Raw genomic sequence first — 22988 nt, forward strand, 5'->3', positions numbered from 1 at the left:
ATGTAAATGTCTACATCGTATTGTATGTCAGGGGGGCTTAGCATGCTTGGGCGATTGCGCAGATTTCAGAGCACGATATTAGCCTTTCAAGTCCAGTACGGCTTTGTAAATGATGTCGAACAGCTCTTCCAGATTCTCTTCGGCAATGCAGGAGAAGGCGACGCGCAGATCGTGATCGCCAAGGGCGATGGTTCCGACGCCATATTCCTGAAGCAAGCGTTGACGAACCTCCTCCGCTTGAACTCCCTTCAGCTTAAGACACATGAAGTAGCCCGAGTTGAACGGGTAGTATTCCCACACATCAGCGTACTTTTCGCTGTCGAGCAGGGATTTTACCTTGTTGGCCCGGCCTTTCATAATATGGAACTTCTCTTCCTTCTGCCCTTCGAATTCCGGCGACTTCAGCGCATGAAGGATAAATGTTTGCGACGGGTGAGAGCAGCTCGAGACGGTGGCGCGGATAATGCCGAGCGTTTTCTGTTCCAGAGCCGCAAGAACCTCCTTGCTCTCTGCTGCAAAGGTGATGAAGCCAACACGGAATCCCCAGACGTATTCCTCTTTGGTGGCGCCGTCCACTTTTACCGGTAAAATGCGCGGGTGGAGTCCAGCGAGCTTGCCGAAAAGGGATTCGGACAGGGAGTCCTCAAAAAATAGCCCGAAATAGGCGTCATCCGTAACGACCACGACGTTGATGCCCGCTTCCGCTGCTTCCAGGATGGCGGCTACAATCTGCTCTCCTTCTTTGGCACCTGGCGTGTAGCCGGTCGGATTGTTCGGGAAATTAAGAACAACAACGGCTTTGCCTTTGTCTTTTTGCGCAAGAAGAGACTCGCGGAGACCCTCGCTGTTGAATTTCATATCGTCCGTGAACAGTGGATAGTTCACGATGTCAGCATGACGGCGGATGCCGAAAGTCAGCTCATAGTTCTCCCAATTTTTGTCCGGATAAATCACGGCGTCCCCCTCGTCAACGAACAGGTCCGCAACGATGCTGAGCCCATGCGTCAACGCATTGGTTACTACGGGGTTGCCGAAGCTTTTACCGTCAAGGGAAGGATTCTCGCGGATCATCTTCTCGCGCCAGACGCTCCTAAGCTCGGGTTTGCCGGCAGGGGGAGCGTAGGGGTACAAATCCTGCGGCTTATAGGCGGACAAGTTGTCCTGAATGACAGCAAGATGCATCGGGCCGCCGTTCTCCGTGGCAATTCCGATCGTGGCATTGAACTTCTTTGCAAGGCTGGAGGCTTCCGCAGATTGGCTGAGTATTCCTTCCTTCGGAAAATAAATCTCCTTGCCCAGCGTGGACAACATATCGTATAAATGGGCGTTACCTGCTTTAAGACTTTCGTTCAACTGCTCCGCAAGTGGATTCATTGCGTAATCATCCTTCCGATCAGTTTGATATAATGGTTAGCTTCCGAATTTACTGCCTAACATTATATCACTTTGACTGTATAGAGTCGATGGATTTCATCTTAGCTCCCGGCATGATGAGGACAGTATTTATGCATCAGCTCTACGGTCTCCTTGTCTAACTCCCCGCCTCTCTTCTGAAGCCCTTGAAGAACATCCTCGAATTTATGGTCATTCAGGTTTTGTCCGAACTTGAATTTGGCGCTGATCTCCTCCGGGACGATACGAAACAATGCGACCGCCTTCAATTGCCCGGCGTACTTCGGATCTTCCGGATCGATAGGATTGTATCCGCCTTCCGGCTGAAGCTTCTTCATGAACAGCGTGAAGGCATCAGCCTTCTCCCGCAAATCGCTTACGGCTTCGGCATGCCCCCGAACCATGACACTTTTGAAATAGGCAGAGGCTGGACAAGCCAGCAGCGGATCAGTGAAGTAGGATGGAATAATCGCATATTCCTTGGCTACCGTGAAGCTGACTTGCGGATTTGCCTTTAAATGCTTCATTTTCTCCCCGGCGAGACTGCCGTGGAAATAAAAATAGCCGTCCCCATATACAAAATTCAAAGGTGTAACCCGGCAAGCGCCGTCGCTGCCTACGGTTCCAAGAAAGCCGAAGCTCATCTCCCGCAGGAATTCGGCAATTTCCTGCTTGTTTTCGCTCATCGAAAATTCTTTTCTTCTCATCAGTCCCATTTTCCCTCCATACTATTGTCTATTAGCAGTTTCAACTTAGTTTAGCGGCTCGATTGACAATAAAAAAGAACCAATTTACATTAAAATTATTGGTCCACTTTACGGAGAGAGGTTGTTAGCTGTGGATTTTATTTTACCGATGGAGAAGCACAGCAAGCTGTATCGCTATAAATATTTGGCGCTTTATCATGCGCTGCGCGAGGCCATTCACGAAGGCACCCTTCCCGAGGGTACCCGCCTTCCCTCTACGCGTGAATTAGCCGCGTTTTACGGCGTATCCCGGGGCAGTGTCTACCAGGCCTACGATATGCTGCATGGCGACGGTTATATTCGGTCAGCTGCGGGGAGCGGCACATATGTGTCCGGTGCGGCTCCCCAGTTAGCGGAGGAGCCGCGCAGAGGCGCGGAGATCGAACTGTCGGCATGGGGACGTACTCTAACGGGCCCGCTGTCTGGGATGAAAAAGACGTGCCCAGATATGGGCGGCATGATCTCATTTACCGACACCGGCCCCTCCCTGGATCTATTTCCGCTTGCCGAGTGGAAGAGTGCGATTGCCGCCGCGGTCCGGGAAGAGCTCGATGCCTCCGCTCTGATGCTCGAGGATGCGGCTGGCGATATCGAGCTGCGCGAGGCGATCGCGGCTCATCTGCGGCGCAGCCGCGGCATTGCGGCAGATGCGGAGCACATCTGCCTGTTCAATGGCTCCATGCAGGCGCTTGCGCTCCTGACCCAGCTTCTGCTGGATCAGGGCGAGCCGGCGGTACTGGAGAACCCGTGCTACACGGGGATCTCCAGAGCCGTCGCCGCCTGCGGAGGCATCGCCGTCCCCGCACCGGTGGACGGCGAAGGCATCGTGCCGCGCGATTGGGACGCGCGGCTGCTGTTTGTGACGCCGGGTCGGCAGTTCCCGACCGGCGCAGTGCTGTCCCCGGCGCGGCGCCGGGAACTGCTCGCGTGGGCGGCGCGGCGGAACGCTGTCATCATCGAAGATGATTATGACAGCGAGTTTCGCTTCGCGGGCCGCCCGCTGGAGCCGCTGAAGGCACTCGACCGCGAGGAACGGGTCGTGTACGTCGGCTCCTTCTCCAAGACGATGTTCGCCGCGCTGCGCATCGGCTACGCTGTACTGCCGCCCAGCCTCGTCCAGCCGGTAATCCGCGCCAAGGCGCTGTACGAGCCGGTATCGCCAGCGAGGCTGGAGCAGCGCGCGCTGGCCCGCTTCATGCGGCGCGGCGAGTATGCCCGCCATCTCCGGAGGATGCGCCGCTACTATGGGGAGAAGCATGAATGGTTCCGGGCGCTGATGCAAAAGCACGCCGGGGAGCTGTTTGAGCTCCAACCCTCGGATGCAGGCCTGCACATTTACGCGCGCTGGCGCGGCCTGGCGGAGGATTACGAGCTGTTTCGCGAAGCGGCGATCGCGGGCGGCGTGCAATTCCGGGATACTGCCGATTACCAATGGGCACCGGGAGCTCCTGCGGCCTGCTTCAGCTTCGCTCACCTGGATCAAGAGCAGATGAAGGAAGGAATCCGGCGAATGGCGGATGTGTGGAAAGTTATTTTAAGCAGGCGCAAGTAAGCGATATAATATAGTTAGAAATGGCCTGTAGGGATATTCTGACTCAGGAGGGAAAGGACATGCTCCACGTATCACCATCCTCGATTATATTGAAGCCGGCTTTTGCCAAAATCGTCTGCGAGCCGGGCTGGAAATGGCATAAGCGGGATAAGCCGCTTGCAAATTACGATTTATTCTATGTATGGAGCGGAGAAGGTACGGTCACATTGAATGACCAGCCGATCCCCGTCGCCAAAGGAAGCTGTTTTTTATTCCGGCGCGGCGACCGCACCTACGCTACCCATAATCCGCAGCGCCCGCTAGTGTTGACCTATATTCATTTTGACCTGAGCGAGCCCGTTACTGAGGTGCCGAATCCTTACCGCAAGCTTGAGGATACGCTAGATTTTGAATACTTGCTGTCGCGTTATGTGCGCCTTTTCCTGCTTAAAGCGTACGCCTTCGAGCAAGAGGCCCAGCTGATTCTCAAGCAGCTGCTGATTCATTTGTTGCGCGAGGAGCGATATGTTCCCGTAGAGAAAAAGGTCAGCAATCAGCTGGCCGAAATCATTCTGGAGGCCGCCAATTACGTTGTGCAGCACCCGGGCCTGCCGCATAAAGTAGAAAGCTTGTCAGCACGCGCCGGGCTCTCGCCAAGATACTTTTCCATGAAATTCAAGGAGCTGATCGGCATGCCGGTTCAGGCCTACATCATTAAATCAAGAATCGACCGGGCCCAGCACCTGCTGCTGCATGCGGGGATGAATGTCACCGAGGTGGCTGATGCGCTAGGATATAAAGATATCTTTTTCTTTAGCCGCCAATTCAAGCAGCATACCGGAAAAAGCCCTTCTGAAATCAGGTAAGGGAAAAATTAAAAAGGGAATGTGTTTCAACTGCCTCCGTTTCGGGTAAATCATTTTAGCTTTGCGGCTAGAAGGAGGTGATTCTTAATGGGACAAAGACGGCGGATTCGCAGCCGTCAGTGTTTGGCGGCTGGCGGCAACATTTTTCGAAATCGCATACGTCGAATCCGGGTATCCGGTCATGAAGGATATCATTGGTTCTGATTATTATAGCTGAGTATAACCTTGATCATAGAAGCAGCGGCTTGCGGAAGCCGGCTGCTTTTTTATATTTCGCAAGCGGACGTGTCAAGTTCTCGGTAGAAATAAACTTAATATCGTAGAAATAGTATTATATTTTGTTGGCGAACTGAATCCTCGTCCAAATTTAATCCTACTACAATAAAGGCATAGACGATCATCGGGTAACATGGCACGGATCGTTTTATGTTCAATGCAACTACATAAAGTACAGGGAGGCAGGAAAACAATGAGGACAATGCCAAGGATTCAAAAGCCGTTCATCATTTTCTTGATTGTGCTGCTGGTGCTGCCAGGCGTGTTCAGCTCGGATGCAAAGACGGCTGAAGCAGCGGGGGCAAGCGCGGCATCTGTGGAAGTTTCGATAGACAATCCAGGGTTCGAAAGCGGCGACCTTACGGGCTGGACAGTAACCGGAGCCACTTACGCGGCTTTGGTAAAGAACAGTTCCGGCGATGCCCATACCGGAAACCATGCTTTTAATTACTGGTATGACGCTCACGGGTATGAGCTCCGTTTGTCGCAAACGATCGGCGGGCTGGAGGACGGAACCTATGAACTGAGGGCGTGGGCTTCGGGAGAAAATGGAGCCGCGGATTTGCGTCTGTTCGCTGAAACGAAAGACGCTGGTGGCAACCCCTCTGTTCAAAGTACGGCTATCGTCAATACCGGCTGGAACAATTGGACTCAGTACATCGTTCAGAATATCGAGGTTGCCGGAGGGGAAATAACCTTCGGTTTTGATGTAGCCGCTCCGGCTGACTATTGGGGATATTTTGACGATATCAAACTGGTAAAGGTGGTACAGGGCCAGCCGTTTGACCCGAATGATTTCATTAAAGGCGTGGATATTTCTACGCTGCAGGCGTTAGAGGATATCGGGGTCAAATATTATGAAGGCGGAGTAGAGAAGGATCTGCTGGAGATTTTGAAAAATCATGGTGTCAACTACGTTCGTCTGCGCGTCTGGAACGATCCCGTTCAGGCGGACGGGTACAATGACAAGGCGCATACCGTAGCGATGGCGCAGCGGGTCAAGGCGGCGGGAATGAAGCTGCTTGTGGATTTTCATTATTCCGATTTTTGGGCGGATCCGGGCCAGCAGGTAAAACCGGCTGCCTGGCAAAGCTACAGCTTCGCGGATTTGAAGCAGGCGGTCTATGACTACACTGCGGAGGTATTGTCGGAGCTTGAGGCAGTAAATGCTTATCCGGATATGGTGCAAGTCGGCAACGAGATCAATAGCGGAATGCTGCTGCCTGACGGGTCGACCAGCAGATTCGACAATCTGGCCGAGCTGTTGAAGCAAGGAATTCAAGCCGTGCGTGATACGACGCCCGTAAACCATGAGACCCAAATCATGCTTCATCTTGCCGAAGGCGGAAGCAACAGCAAATTCCGCAGCTTCTTTGATCAAATCAAGGCCCACGGCGTAGATTTCGATATTATTGGCTTGTCCTATTATCCATACTGGCACGGGACTTTCCAGGATTTAAAGAGCAATCTCGATGACCTGGTAGCAAGATATGGCAAGCAGGTTGTTGTCGTAGAGACGGCTTATGCTTATACCTATGAGAACGGGGATAACCACGGCAATATCGTTAACCGGAGTGAGACGGATATCGCCGGTTTCCCTGCCACGGTGGAGAATCAAAAACTCGTCATCGAAACGGTATTCAATACGGTAGCGAGTGTAAGGGATCATCAGGGACTTGGTGTCTTTTATTGGGAACCGGCCTGGCTGCCAGGGGTAGGCTGGAAATCGGGAGAGGGCAATGCCTGGGAGAATCAAGCTATGTTCGACTATAACGGCAATGCCCTGGATTCGCTGAACGTATTTCAATTCATGCCTGGAAGCATCACTGATGTTCTTCCGATTCTGGTTTATCCCGCCGATAAGATTACAGTATCCAAGGGAGCTGCCCCAGTGCTTCCGTCGACAGTGAAGGTGCTGTATAACGAGGGATCGATTTTACAGAAAAGCGTAACATGGGACAGCATTGCGGAAGCGCAGCTGCAAACGCCGGGAACATTTACGGTTTATGGTACGATAGCTGGCATGCAGCAACAGGCCAAAATTGATGTTACGGTGCTGGCTCAGGAGAATATGGTGAAGAATGGCGGCTTTGAGAGCAGCGATCTGAGCCATTGGAAGCTGTCCGGTACGAGTGCGGCAGGCAAGGTGGAGAAAAACGCCGCGAATGCCCATTCCGGAAGCCATGCCTTCAATTATTGGTACGGTTCGCCGTATGCCTATAAGTTGACGCAAGCGATCAACGATCTGCCAAATGGAACCTATGCGCTGAAAGCCTGGGCTTCCGGAGGCGGCGGGGAAACGGTGCTGAAGCTGTTTGCTGAAGATAGTCGCGGACTGATTCGCAGCGTGGACATGGTCAATAGGGGATGGAATAATTGGATGCAGTATGTCATTGAAGACATTGAAGTAAAAGACGGTACATTGACAATCGGATTCGAGGTCGAAGCACCGGCGGACATCTGGGGGTATTTCGATGACATAGAGCTGGTTCTGACTTCGGAGAATCCAACAGATCCGACTGATCCAACGAACCCAACGAATCCTGCGAATCCAGGAAATGGAGGCGGAGCTGCTTCGGTTTCTAGAACGGATGGAGGCAAGTCGGAATTGGTGAAGCCAGAGCCTGCTCCAGGTCAAGCGACGATAAAGCCGGAGCAAATTACCATCGATGGATCAGGGGCCGGATTGGTGACGGTAGCTCAGGACGTGAACAAGATCATTTTGACCGACGAGGCTGTAGCTTTCCTTGGCAAGCGCCCGTTAGAGCTGACAAACGGAAGCTTGTCCCTGAATATTCCGGCGGAAGTTCTACAGCAGCTAATCGAGAGCAGCGAAGCTTCAGGTTATGAAATTGCGCTGCAGCTTGCGGCTGTGGAGCAGCAAGATCTTGAAGCCGCTCTGAAGCGGGGAGCGTTGCAAGATGAGTCTGTTACGATCAAATTACTTGGTCAGGCTTACGACTTCAAGCTAAGCATGCTGACCGGCGAAGGGACGGAGAAGGAGCTAAAGAGCTTCCGGTCTCCGGTGACAATCCGGATCAAGCTGGATGAGGCCCGTCATATCAAACGAACTGGTATTTTCCATGTTTCCGACGAAGGTAAGCTGGAATTTGCAGGCGGACATTGGGCTAACGGAGAATTGAGCGCACCAGTTCACCACTTCAGCAAATATGCCGTACTAGAGTTTACAAAGCGGTTCGCGGATGTTCCAGATACGTTCTGGGGTCATGAAGCGGTGTCTGGGCTAGCGCTGCGTCAAATCGTTGCGGGAATGCCAAGCGGCTCCTTCGAGCCTGAGCGTTCGGTTAGCCGTGCGGAGTTCGCTGTCATGCTGTCGCGTGCGTTAAAGCTGGAACAGGGGGGAGCCATGAATGTGTTCACGGATGTATCCCAGGACGCCTGGTATTACCCCTCCTTGTCAGGGGCTTATAAGGCTGGTCTCGTCCAGGGACGTGACCGCCGGACTTATGAGCCGGATACGCCGGTGACTAGACAGGAGATGGCCGTAATGCTGACGAAGGCCTATGCACTCCAGGGAGGAACGATGAGCACGCCGGAAGCTGCGGAAAGCTTTGCAGATGCAGTTCAAATCGCCGAGTGGGCGCAAGCTTCCGTAAATGCGGCTCATGCTCTAGGACTGATTCAAGGCAGAGGCCAAGGAGAGTTTGCTCCGGCAGCCTACTTGACCCGGGCCGAAGCAGCGCAAATCATATATAAATTAGTAACGAAATAGCGTGATACAGCATTGTCATAAAGAGACTGGCATCCACATGGATGCCAGTCTCTTATTCCTTCGGATCATCTTGGGGAAGCCCGCATCCTAGCCCCAGGTCTGGGATTAACTCCGGTCTTCAGCCTGTGGAGCCGAATAAATTAATGGTTACAATTAAGAGAGTACCTATAAGGGAATTTCTTCACTTACATAACCGGTTTACACAATGTAACTTAAGCAAAGTGCAGAAGGAAAACAATAGGAGGCAGGAGCGGATTATGAGTCGTATCAGAAATAAACACAGAAGCCGGCTGAATTCCATTACGATGACGGCGGCGGCAGTAACGCTGGCCATGCTGGCTGGTTGCGGTATTCAAGATAAATCCGATGAAGTGATTGTCCAGGCCGCAAGTTCGCTGGAGCAATCGGTCATCCATGCTGCGGATAAGTGGGGGCAAAGGAGCAAGGAGGCAGGGTTGTTCCGGGAAATCTCTACGTATCAGCAGGTGGGCAAGGCGACAAGGCTTAGTGTCGACCATACGGTCGGCAATATGAAAGTCAGCACTTATGAAGGGGAGGAAATACGCGTTCATGCCGTGGTATGGTTTGGGAAATCGACTCACCAGGAGAGCAGGCAGCGCATATTGGAGCAAGCGGAGGTATCCGTGATTGAGAAGGGCGGGCAATTGAGGATCGTGACGCATCCGAAGGATGATCCTGACTCGAGTCTATGGAAATGGGCGGAAAAGAAATATGGGTTCTCTGACTTCATGATCGATTACGAGATAGAGGTGCCGGCAGCCTTAGAGAGCTATGATATCCGGCTTGAGGTTGGCAATGTTGAGTTACATGACCTGAAAGGAAGCTACAGCATCCGCAGTGAAGTCGGGCAGATTAAAATGGATAATGTCCGCATTTCGGGTCAATCTTCCGTAGCAACGTCTACGGGCAGCGTTGACATGCGCATAGCTGAATTGAGCGGCCAAGGCCAGCTTCATGTCCAGACAGAGATCGGAAATATCCATGCAGCCCTGGACGATACTGTGCAATGCACGCTTGTGATTAAGAACGACGTGGGGAAAATTACCGGAGCTGCAGAAGGAACGAGCCAGATCAATGGCGGTGGAGGAGAAATGTTGCTGCAAACACAAGTTGGCTCAATTACGGTGGAGTAGATTTTAGCCCTAAGATAGTTAAGCAGGCCATCCTCACTAGAGGGTGGCCTGCTCGAAAAATGTATAAAATTTCAGTGCAGCTAGCTGGTTCGTCAAGTCAAGAATGGGCTGTCATGGAACGCTTGCCAGCGGTGTGAAATCTCCCTAAAGGCTCTCCCATTTTGACCTTAGAGCCTGGGGCAAGCTCAGGAAGGGGCTCAAATGTATCGTTCTCGACCAGCAGGACGACGGTTGAGCCGAATTCGAAATAAGCCATATCGTCTCCCCGGTTCCAGTGCTTCGCTTCGGGATCCGTATATTTAATGCTGCTTACGTTCATGGCCCCGACTTTGACTACGGCAACTTCTCCGAGGTCGTGGGAGATATATGTGATTAGCCGTTCATTGCGGCTGAGTACCTTCCTCATATTTCTCATTCCAAAATCATTGACGGGATAGACCTTCCCTTTTATATGCTCGCTCTCCAGCTTGCTTCCCGTTATTGGGGCATGAATGCGGTGATAGTCGGTCGGGCTAAGGTATAGCACGAAGAAAAAGCCATGGTTGTAGCTTTGCGCGCGCGGGGAGTAATTAAGCAGCTCTTCCAAAGAGTAGTCCTGGCCTTTGACGTTAAGAATTGTTCCTGTTTGAATTTCTCCCATTGCAGTAATTAATGCATCGACGGGGCTGATCAGCCCTTCCGGAAGGGAATGAATCGGGCGCATGTCCGGCTTGAGCCTGCGCGTGAAAAATTCGTTCAGCGTCCGGTATTCTTTAATGTCCTTTTCGGCTTCATCTAGCGGAATGCCATAGGATTTAGCGAAAGCAGGAATAAGAAGCCGGCTTGCTTCCGAGTGTGAGAACCGGCCCATCAGCCGGGAGATCCATTTCCGGGAGGTAAGCTCCGTCATCCATTTCATCCATTTTGCGATCAAATTGGTTCCCCCTAATTCCTATGCTGAACAATGGTGCTGCCGTTTTCCACTTCCGACTATATTGACATATAATACAATTGAAATCAACAACGATGCTGTAATAATTAAATAAAGCTTGCTACTGCGGCATCTCTTGTTGTATGGTTAAATCAATCGCATAGTGATACGGGAGCTTGAGAGGAATCAGGCTGAGATTGCAGTATAATCCGCTGCTGACCGTTAATCTGATCTGGATAATGCCAGCGTAGATAATCCGTTGTTCAAGGTTTCTTCGTGCCTATGAACCCATACAGCCGCCTGAGCATATCCAGCGGTTTTTTTGTTGTGTTTAGCCATACTATTTCAAAGAGGCAAGAAGAAGGGGAGATGACGGTAATGCAAAATGCAGTACAAAGAAAAGGCGGTCGGGGGCTGAAGCTGAGCGATTTGCTCGTAACGATTTTCGTCTCAATCGTCCTGGGAGTAGTTTATTATTTTTGGAGCGCGGTTTATAATCTGTTCTCGTTTTTTCCACAGGCGGATGAGCTTGTCTACGGTATGTGGTTCATGGCGTCGACGCTGGTATTTTTACTGATTCGCAAGCCTGGCGTAGCTCTAATCGCTGAAATTGCCGCCGCGCACGTATCGATATTGTTCGGCAGCGAGTGGGGCATACAGCTTGTCATGTACAGTGTGCTCCAAGGGCTGGGCGCCGAATTGGTATTCGCGGCATTCCGCTACAAGAACTATTCGGCATCGGTGGCGGCTTTGGCGGGTGTAGCCGCAGCGGTAGGTTCGCTGATCCCGGACATTTATTATGGATATATCCAGGATTATCAAACCTGGCTGCTGATTGCCAAATACGGCATGCGCGCCATCAGCTCTGCCCTGATTTGCGGATACTTGGCATATGCAATCGTGAAGGCAGTAGAGGCTACGGGGGTAACCAATTTGCTGCGTCCTGTTGAGGATAAAGATTATGCGGCGCTGGACGATTAAGCGATGATGCCTATATTGACATCCGCCGCAGCAAGTGACCAGCAGAACCGGGCAGCGGCTATAGCAGCGGGCGTAACCGGGCTTCGGCTTAAGTTCCCGGGTGAGGAACGCTTCGTTTTTAAAGATCTTACTCTGCATGTAGAACAGGGGGAGAAGGTATTGCTGCTGGGCCCGAGCGGGAGCGGGAAATCTACCCTGCTGCAGGTGCTCTCAGGTATTATACCTTCGCTTGTCGAGGTGCCTATGCGCTGCGAAGAGCGGATACAGCCCCCATCCTGGGGATTCGTGTTTCAAGACCCGGATACCCAATTTTGCATGCCTTATGTGGATGAGGAGCTAGCCTTTGTTCTCGAAAATCTTGCCGTTCCGCAAAACGAGATGCAGGAACGAATGGGAGAGGTTCTCGAGGCGGTCGGCCTTCATTTGCCGGAGCTGCATGTCCAGATCGACACATTGTCCCAGGGGATGAAACAGCGGCTGGCTCTGGCCTCTGTGCTGCTCTCCAATCCCCAGGTGCTCTTTCTAGACGAGCCCTCTGCGCTGCTTGATCCGGAAGGCCGGGAACAGGTTTGGGAGACAGTCAAGAAGGTCTCCCCCGACCGGACGCTAATTATTGTCGAGCATCGGATCGAGGAAATTGCCGGTTTTGTCGACCGGATCATTCTCTTTGGCCCGGAAGGACAGCTGCTCGGACAGGGAACGCCGCAAGAGGTGTTCAGCACGTATCAATCCGAGCTGAAGGAGTTCGGTATTTGGTATCCCGGTGTATGGGAGCATTATTTCCTATCGCCGGAGGGAGAGGCGCTTCTTGAACCAATTCTCCAAGATGCGCCGGCATCCTCTGGAGCGACCTTAAAGCTGCTGGAGCTCTCCCGGTTCAAGGGCCTCAGGCACGGTAGACCGGTCATTAAGATCGAGCAGGCTTCCGTTTCACCAGGAGACTTCATTGCGATTACCGGGCCAAACGGAGCGGGAAAGAGCTCGCTGCTGCTGAGCCTGATGGGACTGCTCCGCTCGGAAGGAGCTTATTTACTAAATGGAGAGCCTTTGGATGACAGGCCGTTCGGCCAGAGCGCAAGGAAAGGCCGCTGGCGCAGGAACAAGCGAGATAAGCGTATAGAGCAGGCTGCATCCCATATCGGCTTTGTGTTCCAGAATCCAGAATTTCAATTCGTTGCTGAGCAGGTGGCAGAGGAAATCGCTTTTTCCTTGCGGCTCGAAGGATTAACGGAGAAGCTCGTAGCGGAGCGGGTCGACGCTGCTTTGTTGACCTTTGGATTAGAGGGGCTGAATCACCGCCATCCTTATCAGCTCTCCCTTGGGCAAAAGCGGAGATTAAGCGTGGCTGGCGCAGCGGTGTTGAATAAACCTATTCTGCTGCTGGACGAACCAACCTTTGGCCAGGATGCCGTAAATACCTTTGCGATTCTGCAGGTTTGCGAGAAGCTGCGCCGACAGGGAACCTCAATTATCATGGTGACGCATGAAGAGAAGATTGCCGATATCATTGCAACCCATCATTGGGAGGTCCGGGAAGGAACAGTCGTGTCCCAGCGGAGGACAGAGCGGGGAGAGCGGATAAGGCACCTTGCACAGGAAGAGGGGAACCGATGAAACAATTTCTAACGCCTCGGCGAACAACCTGGCTGCACCGTGCTAATCCTGCCGCCAAGCTGGGGATGATTGTGCTGCTGTTTCTATTGACCTTATTTACGCATAGCTTGGATTTTATTGCTTATCAGGCCATAGCTGTCTTTCTCGTTCTATTTCTGATGAGCGGGCATCCTCCATGGAAAATCATGCTGCTGCTTCTCCCTCTGCTGTTTGTATTTGTATCCTCCTCCATTACGATGATCCTCTTTGGCAAAGGGGATACGCTTTGGTGGAAATGGGGAATCATCCGCATATCAGAGGAAAGCTTCTATCGGGGAATTCATATCGGCTTCAAATCGGTTACTTTTGCCGCTGAGGGTTTGCTGTATGTACTAACGACCTCATCGGTCGCCTTGTTCTATGCCCTGATGCAGAAAGTTAAGCTTGCACCGAAATACGCCTATAGCTTCATGGCCTCGGTCCGGCTGCTGCCGATGGTATGGGAGGAGTTCCTGATCCGGCGCAGCGCTCTGCAGATTCGCGGGGTACGGCATAGCCGCGGCATCCGCGGCTGGATCGAGCAAGCCAAGCTGTATGCTGTGCCGCTGTTATCGCAAAGCATTCGCCGGGCTCACCGCGTAGCGGTAGCTATGGAATCCAAGTCGTTCCACAATAGCCGGCGCAGAACCTATTATTATACCTCTGAATTTACGTTATACGATCTGGGGCTGCTGCTTTTGCTGGCCTCTGCATTCGCAGTGGCTTACAGTCTGGCGAATATATATCCTTTGTTTGGAATTTTGGATGTACGATACTGAATAGCACGAACCATAGAAGTCCAGATTCGCCTGTGCGAATTTGGACTTCTATTAGTTATGTCAGTCTTGAATTTTATCTCGGTCATATAAATATCTCGCGAAATCCATAGGCCGCTGATACGTATCTTTCCAAATGCCTGTCAATCCGGCCTTTCTGAAACCGTAACGCTGATCTCTGCCATTGCATTCGATGAAATAGAGCTGCCCATTCTCAGTCAAGCCAATGTCGATCCCGAGGTCTGCGAGCAGAGGGAGGCGTGAGGATAAATGCTTCGCAATAGAGAGCGAAACATATTCTACATGGCAAAGGATATCGGGTACCGTTTTTGGCGGAAGACATTGCGCCAGCACTTCTATGGGATATGGCTGTCCCCCTTTGCCAAGGTTAGAGAGGAAGCTGTTCTTGGGAGCGATCTTGACGAACATCCCAGTGATGCCCCATGTGCCGAAAGCGCCCCGCTGAACGGTAACGCGCAGATCCAGCGGCCTGGCATCGTATTCAGCAAGCGGAATGCGCTGCTGTATGAGATAGGGGGTTTGGACGAACCTGCGATGAAGCCATGCCGGAACGTTCTCTTTGGCGATTCTGTCCGTAATCCACCCTCTTTTTGTTCTGCCGGGGTACATTAATTTCCAGGCCGCATCGTCCCGCTGGATTCTCATAATTCCGTAGCCAACCGATCCTCGTACAGGCTTCAGCACAAGATCGTCGTATTCCGACATCATTCTTCGCAGAGAAGCGGGAGAAGCTTCCACAGTTTCCGGAAGATATTCTGATAGACGAGGGTCCTCCTGCAAGATACGGTGGATGACGTTTTTTCCATAACGGTTGTTTACGTTAAAGATGCAAACCCCTTGTGATATAAGGGAGTTGATTTTACGGTGCGAGCCTGCGTCCTTGTAGAGAGCACGGTTATGAATGACCCTCGGCGTAGGGATCGTCTTTTTGACATAATCGTAGCCATCCTGTACGTACGCAACACATCTGTTTGATCCGGTATCGATATCCCCTAATCTCAGAAAGCAAGGAATGAATCCGTTCGCCCGCGCCGCCTCTTCATAATTAGCTATTGATTCCTGGCCGGTTTTACGCTGGGGAATTCCCCGGTACATGCTGGAATTTAGCAGAATACCGACACGGTCTTGCCCCATGGATTTTCCTCCTTTTTGTTTATGTCTCTTACGAATAATTTATGTGTAATGTCCTAAAAAGCGTGGACGACTGTGCTGTAGCAACAGCCTGTTTTAGGGCGAAGGACATCCTGCAGGATGCTTTCTGGGGTTATTAACCTTACCGGGGGAATATGCATATTTTGGAATGTGAGTGTAATTTTGCGGGGAGGAAGCGGATCGAATGAGCAGAGTAAAAGTAGCCGTCATTACGCCAGGAACCTTTATGATTCCATCAGGACATAGCAGCTCCGTCGAACGGGTAATCGAGAAGGTGGCTTCATTGGCTGCAAGCGAACTGGATATTCGAATATTCGGCTTATCGGACGGCCAGGTCCAGAGCCCGGGGAGCCCGGCAGCTATCCCTTGCTTTCGCATGCCTGGCGGCAGGCTATATTTAACTTCGCTGCTGCGCCATTTGAGAAAGTGGCATCCTGACCGAATCGATGTTCATAATCGTCCATTGCTTGCTTACCAATTGAAGAGCAGGCTGCCTATGGCCAAGGTATTCCTGACCTTTCATTCAACGACTTTTTTTTCTGCCTCCTATCAGTCGGCTGCAGGGATGCGCTGTTTATTGGATAAGGTGGATCGAATCATCGTGAACAGCGAATTTTTGCACAAGGAGCTTCGGCGGCGTTTTCCATCGCTCCAGACGCCGGTTTCCGTTAATCCACTGGGGGTAAGTCTCGAAGATTTCACGCCACGGTGGACTTCGCCCGGTGAATACTTAAGACAGGCCAGGCTTGCGGATTTGGGGTGGAGGCAACGTAAAATTATTCTGTTCATCGGCCGCTTGCTGCCTTCCAAGGGAGTTCATCATTTGCTCAAGGCTCTGCCTGCAGTCTTACAGCAAGAGAAGGATGCGATGCTCGTTATTGTAGGCGGCGCATATTATGGGATCAACCGGGAGAGTCAGTATGTCAGGCGCTTGAAAAGAATGGCGGAGTCGCTTGGGGATAGAGTGGCGTTTCTCCCGTATGCACCTTATCCAAGCGTTGCCGATTGGTATAACTTGGCCGATCTTGTCGTCGTCCCGTCCGGGGAAGAAGAGGCCTTTGGTTTGGTCAATGTTGAGGCGATGGCTTCGGCGGTTCCCATCGTGGCCAGCCGGGCTGGAGGCATCCCCGAAGTCGTCATTGACGGAGAATCGGGAATGCTCCTTCCGCCGGCTTCTATGCCCAAGGATCTGGCGAAGGGCATTGTTGCTTTGCTTGGCAGCGAAGAGATGCGCAAGAAGATGGGGCGGGCAGGCCGGGAGCTGGCGCGCCGCAGGTTTCGCTGGCAGCATACTTCGGCCCGTTGGGTCCGCTTGATGCAAGGCCAGGAAGCAAACAGGTAGCAGGCCAAACAAAAGACTATTCTCGGATTCGCGGAACGATCCGCCCGAGTATAGTCTTTTGTCTTTTTTCGGCCGGAAAAGGACTGTACGTTTGCCGTTGCAACGCCCCCCTGCAAACATACACTGTAAAAGGTAGTACAAAAAGCCCTATTCGTTCTCCATTGCAGAAGCAGCTGGGACAGGGAGGTGAATAACATGCTTAGGAAACGCAAGCTGGCACGCCGCTCTGCGCGGCAGATCCCATACTACAAACGGCCCAATTGGCGCGTGACAAATCATCCAAACCCAGCAGTGTCTATCATTGTTCCAGCGATGAACGAGAGAAATACAATAAAGGGCGTTCTCTATGAAGCTCACAGGGTTCATCCTCGCAGTGAAGTCATCGTCGTAGCTAACGGATCGACGGATGGAACAGAATCCTTGGCCAGGAGATGCGGCGCCCGCGTCATCGCGGTTGCGGAGCCGCTCGGACATGACGTTGGACGCCGTGTCGGCGCAGAGGCTGCAAGAGGACAAATATTGTTATTTATTGATGCCGATATGGTTATTCCCGCTAGGGAGCTTCGCCCCTTCGTCAAGGCGATACACGGGGGAGTGGACGTGGCTTTGAACGATTACTCGGGGCCCATGGCAGGGCGGGAAGTTCATCCCGTCGTGTTGGCTAAATTTTCGCTGAATGCCATGTTGGGCCGATCCGATTTGAAAGGAGCTTCCCTGACGGCGGTTCCTCATGCCATAAGCCGCAAGGCGATCGAATCCATAGGATATAGCGCGCTGGAGGTGCCGCCGCTGGCCCTGGCCATTGCGGTGCTTCGAGGATGCAAAGTAAAAGCCGTGCATGCCATTCAAGTCGGCAGAATAAATCCGATTAAATACAAAAACAGGAGAGCTGATCCGCTAACCAGCCTGATCGCTAGAGATCATTTGGAAGCTGTGCATCGACTCATTCTAGAACAAGGCCCGCGTGGGGGATATGGGGATCTCGGGCGCAGGCGAGACAAGGTGAGGTGAGAAGCATGCCAAGAAGAAAATACGAGATGTTGATTAGCAGACGGCGCTCTGCTGATCAATTTCAAGTCCGAAGACGCCCCAGCCATCAGCAGCGGAATAGAACTTCAAAACCGCAAATGAAATCCAGAATGAGATGGGAAGAGCTTGAGGAGAAGGCCTATCGTGCCGGTAATGCCGCGGCTGTGTCGCAGACGGAAAACCCGCATTCGTATGAGCATATGCAGACTTCCTATAAGGAATGGTATGGGGAAAAATTCAATGAAACACTGCCTTGGCGCAGCGTGCTGGCCATTTCGAATGCATACCGCCGCGGGTACAACAAGTTCGCAAAGCAGACGGTACAGGGAATTCCGTTGCCGCTGTATGGTAAGGCGTCAGCGGTTGTTTCTGCCTGCAATGAGGGGAGCACGATCGCAGCCGTTATAGCTGAATTGCTTCGGCTGCCCATTCAGGAAATTATCGTCGTACTGAACGGGTGCAAGGACGGCAGCTTCCGTTCAATCGAAAGCAATGAGCGAGTAACGGTAGTAAGCTACCCCGAGAGGCTGGGGCATGACGTGGCTCGCGCTATCGGAGCCTCACTTGCTAGCGGCGATACCGTGTTGTTCGCGGACGGCGACATTGTCCTTGCTGCTGAGGACTTGGCTCCATTTCTAGTGGAAGTCGAAAATGGGATTGATGTGGTTCTGAATGACATTTCCCCCTACCTGCCGCCATTCTCCAAACAGGATGCTGTGACCCACAGCAAGATGTTTCTTAATTATATGCTGGGGCGCCCCGATTTGAAGGCAAATTCCTTGACGGCTGTTCCCCATGCTTTGTCCCGACGTGCCCTGGCTTCCCTTGGAGCCACAGCGCTAATCGTGCCGCCGAAGGCGCTGGCGCTGGCGATCGCGCAGGGATTGAAGATCCGGGCTCCACGCCCGGTGGATGTGGTGAGGAACAACCGGCTGCGCAGCGGCAATGTCGGGGACGGAAATGAAGTATCCCGGCTGATCCTTGGCGATCATATTGAAGCGTTTGAAGCGGTAATGCGCCTGCAGGGGCGCAGACTGAATATGACAAGGCTGCCGCGGAGCGAGCTGGCTAGAAAGAGGAATGGCAGATGAGCGAGACAAAGCTGACCAGCATCATTATCCCGACTCACAACGGATTGTCATTGCTAGTCTCCTGCATCGAATCGATCCGCCGGCATACCGAAGTTCCGTATGAAATTATCGTCGTCGACAACGGATCTACGGATGGGACGCAGGAATATTGCATTCAAGAAGGTCTTACATTTATAGCGCTGCCTACAAACGAAGGATTTCCGGCAGCATGCAATAGAGGGCTTGCCATTGCTTCCGGCGACCAACTGCTGCTTCTGAATAACGATGTCAACGTAACACCGCAATGGCTGTCCAACATGCTTCTTGCGCTTTACAGTGCGGAAGACGTAGGAATTGTGGGGCCGGTTACGAACTATGCGAGCGGACGCCAGCAAGTGGATGTTGTATGGGAGACACAGGAAGAGTTCATGCAAATTGCATGCAGGCATAACCGCTCAAATCCGGCCAAGTGGCTCGAAGCCCAGCGTATTGTCGGCCTGTGCTTCTTATTCAAACGAAAATTGTGGGAAATCGTCGGACAGTTCGACGAGCGATTCTCGCCAGGGCATTACGAGGATGATGATTACTGCTACCGTGCCCGTCAGCATGGCTTTCGGCTGATTATTAGCGGGGATACACTCGTATATCATGCAGGAAGCGCCAGCTTTGCGTCAGCAAATCCAGGCGGCTGGAACGATTTGATCGAGAGCAACCGCCAGAAATTTATCGATAAATGGGGGATCGACCCATGGATATATCTTTGACAAAAACGGCTTTGGGGAGGGAAGCAGATGAAAGGCGTCATTTTGGCGGGTGGAACGGGAACCCGCCTTCACCCGTTGACTCGAATCATAAATAAACATCTTCTTCCGGTCGGGAGCTATCCGATGATAAGCTATGGCATCGAACGGTTCCGGCAAGCAGGTATAAAGGATATTCTTCTTGTGATTGGCAAGCAATCTGCTGGACTATATACCAATTATTTGGGTAGCGGGGAGAGTCTGGGGGTAAACCTGACATATCGCATACAGGAAACCGCTGGCGGCATTGCCGAGGCTCTAAATTTGGCTCATAGCTTTATTGTGCCCGGAGAGAAGTTTGTTGTGCTCTTAGCGGATAATTTATTTTTGGATGACTTGACGCCCTATATTCAGAGTTTTATGAAGCAAGGCCACGGAAGTGCGAGAGTGCTGCTTAAACCGGTTGATGATCCTAGAAGGTATGGGGTTCCGGTGTTTGACCAGTCACGTCCCGAATTGATCTCCTATATTGAAGAGAAGCCGGCAAAACCGAAATCCAACTATTCCGTGACGGGAATCTACATGTATGATGATGTGGTCTTTGATCGAATTCATGCGATCAGCCGTTCTGCCCGGGGCGAGCTGGAAATTACCGATGTGAACAATTTATACGCTAGAGATGGGAAGCTGGAATACGATATTCTCCAATTATGGTGGGGAGATGCAGGAACATTCGAATCATTGCTGGAGGCTGGGGTGCGAATGAGGGGGGTGCTTCCTTAAACAATCACCATAATGAGTGAGAGGAGGGAGCATAAATTGGATAGAATGCACAGCAGACGGGCAAGGCGCCGAAGGCGTAATTGGAACAGGGCAAGACGCCGCACAAGGACGGGGAAGCGAGCGCCGTCACGGAACCGGTCGGGACTGGCAAATGGACGGCTTTCTGTGGAATCCTCTTTTGCGCCTTCGGCCGATCCTCTCGAAGAGGATATAGCTATACCAGGGAAGGCCGCAGGCTGTAACTATGACGAAGGTTACCGGCAAGGTTATTATGAGGGTGGTGAAGCCAAGGTAGAACGCCAGCTCCCTCCTTTCACCTTGCTGCCGGATCTTACTATAGACGACGTAATTGCCTTGGGGATTCAGCAAGTAACAGCGTCGCTCGTTCCAGTCATGTCCCCCACGGCAGTATGCGCGGCAGTCATTCGTGCTCTGGAACAGCGGCAGCCGTTATCAGTCATACGTCTCGGCGACGGGGAAGTCCTCACCTTGGCACATGATATGATCATTTCCGTGGAAGAGGCCAAGCTTTTGGGGCCATTCCTGCCCTACGCGGGAGTAACACTTCCTGATACGGCTGCCCGCCGGTCATTGGCGGAATCCATCCGCCAAGCGAATATCGTTGGAATTCCCGTCTCTCGTCATCCTTCGTTCCAAGGGTTGTTATTTCCGGCCTTGAATCAGCACGGCATATCCCACCGTATGCTGAGAATGACTTTCTCTACGGTGAACTACGCCTTGCATGAACAAGGATTGCTATATCGAATGCTTTCCGGGCGGCAGCTGCTTCTTATCGGAAATAAGGCGGCCGGATTAGCGGACGTGCTAGGCAGCCGCGGTTTGGAAGTTACCGGAATCATCACTCCGGTTAAGGGAGTGCATGACGTGCAGCGGATTATAGAACAAGCCGCTTCGATTGAATTTGATCTTGCCTTGGTAGCAGCCGGGGTAGCCGCTGTTATGATTTGCACAGCCATCGCTCAAGAATTAGGCAAGGTGTCATTTGACATAGGGCATTTAGCAGATCTGCTGGTGAGCGGGGGGACCTTTTTGCTGCCGGGAGTGGAGGTGAATGGATGAGCCGAGGAGGGTATCTGCCTCTGCGCCGGGCTGTGCAGAAGGAACGGGCAGAGGCGATTAACCGCTCAAAGCGGAAATCTGCTGTGGAGTATCGGGCCGGATTTCAGGCCGGTTACCGGCTTGGGTTAGAGGAGGGGCAGCGCACTTTTGCCATTCCTTTTGAAGGCACGAGCATTGTTATTCCTACTTATAATCAAAAAGAGCTGCTTCTGCAGTGCATAGACAGTATCGAAGCTCATACAGAGCAGCCCTATGAAATTATCGTTGTTGACGATGGCTCTACAGACGGAACAGCTGAGGCGCTGCAGCGGCGAAGGGGCGCAATTCGCGTCGGCAGCCATCGCAAGAACTTAGGATTTGCTAGCGCTGTAAATACTGGATTGATGATGGCCAAGGGGCAAAAGATCGTGCTGTTAAATAACGATGTTATCGTGTCTGAACGCTGGCTTAAGCAAATGCTCGCCGTACTGGAGAGCAATCCTAATGCGGCGATCGGTCCGGTTACGAATTATATCGGCGGCGAGCAGCAGATAGATACTGATTATGTCAGCCGATCGGAAATGGAATCTTTCGCGGCGAATTACAATGTGGCGGACAGATCCAAATGGCGGGAAACCGATCGGCTTGTAGGCTTTTGTGTATTATTTCGACGCGAGCTATTTGAAGAGGTTGGCTATTTTGATGAGGGATTTGAGGTTGGAAACTTTGAGGATGATGATTGGATGCTGCGCCTGCGGCTGCAGGGCAAGCATTTAATTATTGCGGGGGATACATTCGTCCATCATATCGGAAGCGTGACCATGAAGGGGCTCGGCGAAGATCAATATTCAGTCGTGAATCATAGGAATGAGAGCCTCTTCCATGAGAAATGGGGAAAACCCTTTGAACTTGTTCAACGTTTGAATCCCCAAAAGGGCAGGCTCTGCCCTCGTAAATCCAGTGATTTTTTTCCGACGCATGTCTGGGTGGAAGGGGCTGGGAGGCTATTTTGGCTGGAGCACGGCGTTAAATATCCGTTCATTGATACGTCGTCCGGTAACATGCCGAATAATCCGACTAGGCTATCGGTCATTGATTTGGTACAAATTCCTACGGGAACCAGGTATTCAAGGGGGAAATCCGCTTATCAGGAAAAAGGATTTGTGCGGGAGGGGGCGGTAGTTCGGTGCGGGAACGGCTATTTATATCAAGTCGATCAAGGCCGCCTGCGAGAAATTGCTTCAGATTATGCTTGCGGCCTTTGGGGTCTATCTATCGAGCCGGATCCTATTTCACCAGAGGAGTTGAGAAAGTTCGAGGAGGGCGTGCCGATCCTGCCGCCTCCCCGATTGAAATCGGAGGATCTATAAATCCCCGTTCATGGCAGTAACGGCGAGGGTGAGCCTCGCATATGCTGGAACAGGTGAAGCCGGGACCGATGCACAATCATACTTTTGTACCCGGCATAATCGAGTAAAGTAGGGGGAATCCCGGTGGAACAGAAGATCACAGAACTCATCATTCATTTGTCCCACTCACATGCGCAAATCGCGCGAATCCTCGATGCGGAGAGGCAGGTTGCAGTACGAATAGCGCAGATCATTCATGCTATTCCTGATGCTGAACCGGCTTTCGATGGGACCGATGGGTTGATTGAAAGCGCAGGGCGGATTAACAAGAGTGTTGTCTCCTATTTGAATTCAATTGCCGAGCTGCAGGAAGCCATGGCGGAAAATTTGGAGCTCGTGGTCAAGGAGTTAAAAGATCAGGATGAAGAATAGGTTGCTAGAGTGAG

At 52.1% G+C, this 22988-nt stretch carries 19 protein-coding genes and 1 riboswitch; of the genes, 15 read left to right on the forward strand and 4 right to left on the reverse strand.

The annotated features are described in order from the left end of the window. Positions 1 to 78: 78 nt before the first annotated feature. Both MKX50_RS06720 and MKX50_RS06725 read right to left on the reverse strand, forming a co-directional pair. On the reverse strand, positions 79 to 1374 hold the full coding sequence (locus tag MKX50_RS06720) for an aminotransferase class I/II-fold pyridoxal phosphate-dependent enzyme (RefSeq protein WP_339158881.1): 1296 nt from the start codon (positions 1372 to 1374) through the stop codon (positions 79 to 81). A 101-nt stretch (positions 1375 to 1475) separates the two neighbouring features. Next, positions 1476 to 2099: a pyridoxamine 5'-phosphate oxidase family protein gene (locus MKX50_RS06725; protein ID WP_339158883.1), complete on the reverse strand. Its 624-nt coding sequence runs from the start codon at positions 2097 to 2099 to the stop codon at positions 1476 to 1478. Between the two features lie 130 nt (positions 2100 to 2229). Here MKX50_RS06725 and MKX50_RS06730 point away from each other — a divergent pair, with 130 nt between their 5' ends. The 4 genes from MKX50_RS06730 to MKX50_RS06745 all read left to right on the forward strand — a co-directional run bounded on the left by MKX50_RS06730 (position 2230) and on the right by MKX50_RS06745 (position 9698). Next, positions 2230 to 3690 (forward strand): PLP-dependent aminotransferase family protein, encoded by a 1461-nt coding sequence (locus MKX50_RS06730; RefSeq protein ID WP_339158884.1) that lies wholly within the window; start codon positions 2230 to 2232, stop codon positions 3688 to 3690. A 59-nt stretch (positions 3691 to 3749) separates the two neighbouring features. Further along, entirely contained in the window at positions 3750 to 4535 is a 786-nt protein-coding gene (locus tag MKX50_RS06735; protein ID WP_213589289.1) for an AraC family transcriptional regulator, read from the forward strand. Positions 4536 to 5004: 469 nt separating this feature from the next. Continuing rightward, the gene (locus MKX50_RS06740) at positions 5005 to 8544 is read left to right on the forward strand and encodes a glycosyl hydrolase 53 family protein (RefSeq protein WP_339158887.1); all 3540 of its coding nucleotides are present in this window, start codon (positions 5005 to 5007) and stop codon (positions 8542 to 8544) included. A gap of 257 nt (positions 8545 to 8801) precedes the next feature. Beyond that, on the forward strand, positions 8802 to 9698 hold the full coding sequence (locus tag MKX50_RS06745) for a DUF4097 family beta strand repeat-containing protein (RefSeq protein ID WP_213589286.1): 897 nt from the start codon (positions 8802 to 8804) through the stop codon (positions 9696 to 9698). 97 nt (positions 9699 to 9795) lie between these two features. Here the strand turns inward: MKX50_RS06745 and asd are convergent, their stop codons facing one another. Then, the gene (asd, locus tag MKX50_RS06750) at positions 9796 to 10611 is read right to left on the reverse strand and encodes an archaetidylserine decarboxylase (protein ID WP_213589284.1); all 816 of its coding nucleotides are present in this window, start codon (positions 10609 to 10611) and stop codon (positions 9796 to 9798) included. A 155-nt stretch (positions 10612 to 10766) separates the two neighbouring features. Continuing rightward, positions 10767 to 10879, forward strand: a riboswitch (TPP riboswitch). A gap of 107 nt (positions 10880 to 10986) precedes the next feature. Here asd and MKX50_RS06755 point away from each other — a divergent pair. From MKX50_RS06755 to MKX50_RS06765, 3 genes are read left to right on the forward strand one after another with little or no spacing between them, the layout of a single operon-like run. Next, entirely contained in the window at positions 10987 to 11589 is a 603-nt protein-coding gene (locus MKX50_RS06755) for an ECF transporter S component (RefSeq protein ID WP_213589282.1), read from the forward strand. 3 nt (positions 11590 to 11592) lie between these two features. After that, a complete protein-coding gene (locus MKX50_RS06760; RefSeq protein ID WP_213589280.1) occupies positions 11593 to 13203 on the forward strand; it encodes an ABC transporter ATP-binding protein in 1611 nt (536 codons plus the stop codon). Next, positions 13200 to 14000 (forward strand): energy-coupling factor transporter transmembrane component T, encoded by an 801-nt coding sequence (locus tag MKX50_RS06765; protein WP_339158889.1) that lies wholly within the window; start codon positions 13200 to 13202, stop codon positions 13998 to 14000. The genes MKX50_RS06760 and MKX50_RS06765 overlap by 4 nt, the downstream gene beginning before the upstream one ends. A gap of 60 nt (positions 14001 to 14060) precedes the next feature. On the opposite strand, the gene MKX50_RS06770 is transcribed toward MKX50_RS06765, so the two are convergent. Continuing rightward, positions 14061 to 15152 (reverse strand): YheC/YheD family protein, encoded by a 1092-nt coding sequence (locus tag MKX50_RS06770; protein WP_213589277.1) that lies wholly within the window; start codon positions 15150 to 15152, stop codon positions 14061 to 14063. A 202-nt stretch (positions 15153 to 15354) separates the two neighbouring features. On the opposite strand from MKX50_RS06770, the gene MKX50_RS06775 reads away from it, so the two are divergent. From MKX50_RS06775 to MKX50_RS06810, 8 genes are all read left to right on the forward strand, one after another. Continuing rightward, positions 15355 to 16512, forward strand: coding sequence for a glycosyltransferase family 4 protein (locus tag MKX50_RS06775; protein ID WP_213589276.1), 1158 nt, complete (start codon positions 15355 to 15357; stop codon positions 16510 to 16512). Between the two features lie 195 nt (positions 16513 to 16707). Continuing rightward, complete coding sequence (locus MKX50_RS06780) at positions 16708 to 17523, forward strand: glycosyltransferase (protein WP_213589275.1); 816 nt, start codon at positions 16708 to 16710, stop codon at positions 17521 to 17523. Between the two features lie 116 nt (positions 17524 to 17639). After that, positions 17640 to 18632: a glycosyltransferase family A protein gene (locus MKX50_RS06785; protein ID WP_339158891.1), complete on the forward strand. Its 993-nt coding sequence runs from the start codon at positions 17640 to 17642 to the stop codon at positions 18630 to 18632. Further along, entirely contained in the window at positions 18629 to 19375 is a 747-nt protein-coding gene (locus MKX50_RS06790; protein WP_339158893.1) for a glycosyltransferase family 2 protein, read from the forward strand. Before MKX50_RS06785 ends, MKX50_RS06790 begins: the two co-directional genes overlap by 4 nt. Before the next feature lie 27 nt (positions 19376 to 19402). Further along, positions 19403 to 20134, forward strand: a complete 732-nt coding sequence (locus MKX50_RS06795) for a sugar phosphate nucleotidyltransferase (RefSeq protein WP_339158895.1) — start codon at positions 19403 to 19405, stop codon at positions 20132 to 20134. Between the two features lie 45 nt (positions 20135 to 20179). Then, a complete protein-coding gene (locus MKX50_RS06800) occupies positions 20180 to 21214 on the forward strand; it encodes a GT-D fold domain-containing glycosyltransferase (protein WP_244996351.1) in 1035 nt (344 codons plus the stop codon). Continuing rightward, positions 21211 to 22563, forward strand: coding sequence for a glycosyltransferase family 2 protein (locus MKX50_RS06805; protein WP_339158897.1), 1353 nt, complete (start codon positions 21211 to 21213; stop codon positions 22561 to 22563). The genes MKX50_RS06800 and MKX50_RS06805 overlap by 4 nt, the downstream gene beginning before the upstream one ends. Before the next feature lie 123 nt (positions 22564 to 22686). Further along, entirely contained in the window at positions 22687 to 22974 is a 288-nt protein-coding gene (locus MKX50_RS06810) for a nucleoside-diphosphate sugar epimerase (protein ID WP_213589269.1), read from the forward strand. The last annotated feature ends 14 nt before the right edge of the window (positions 22975 to 22988 follow it).

The organism is Paenibacillus sp. FSL W8-0186 (assembly GCF_037969765.1).
In the GTDB taxonomy this organism is placed as follows: Bacteria; Bacillota; Bacilli; order Paenibacillales; family Paenibacillaceae; genus Fontibacillus; species Fontibacillus woosongensis.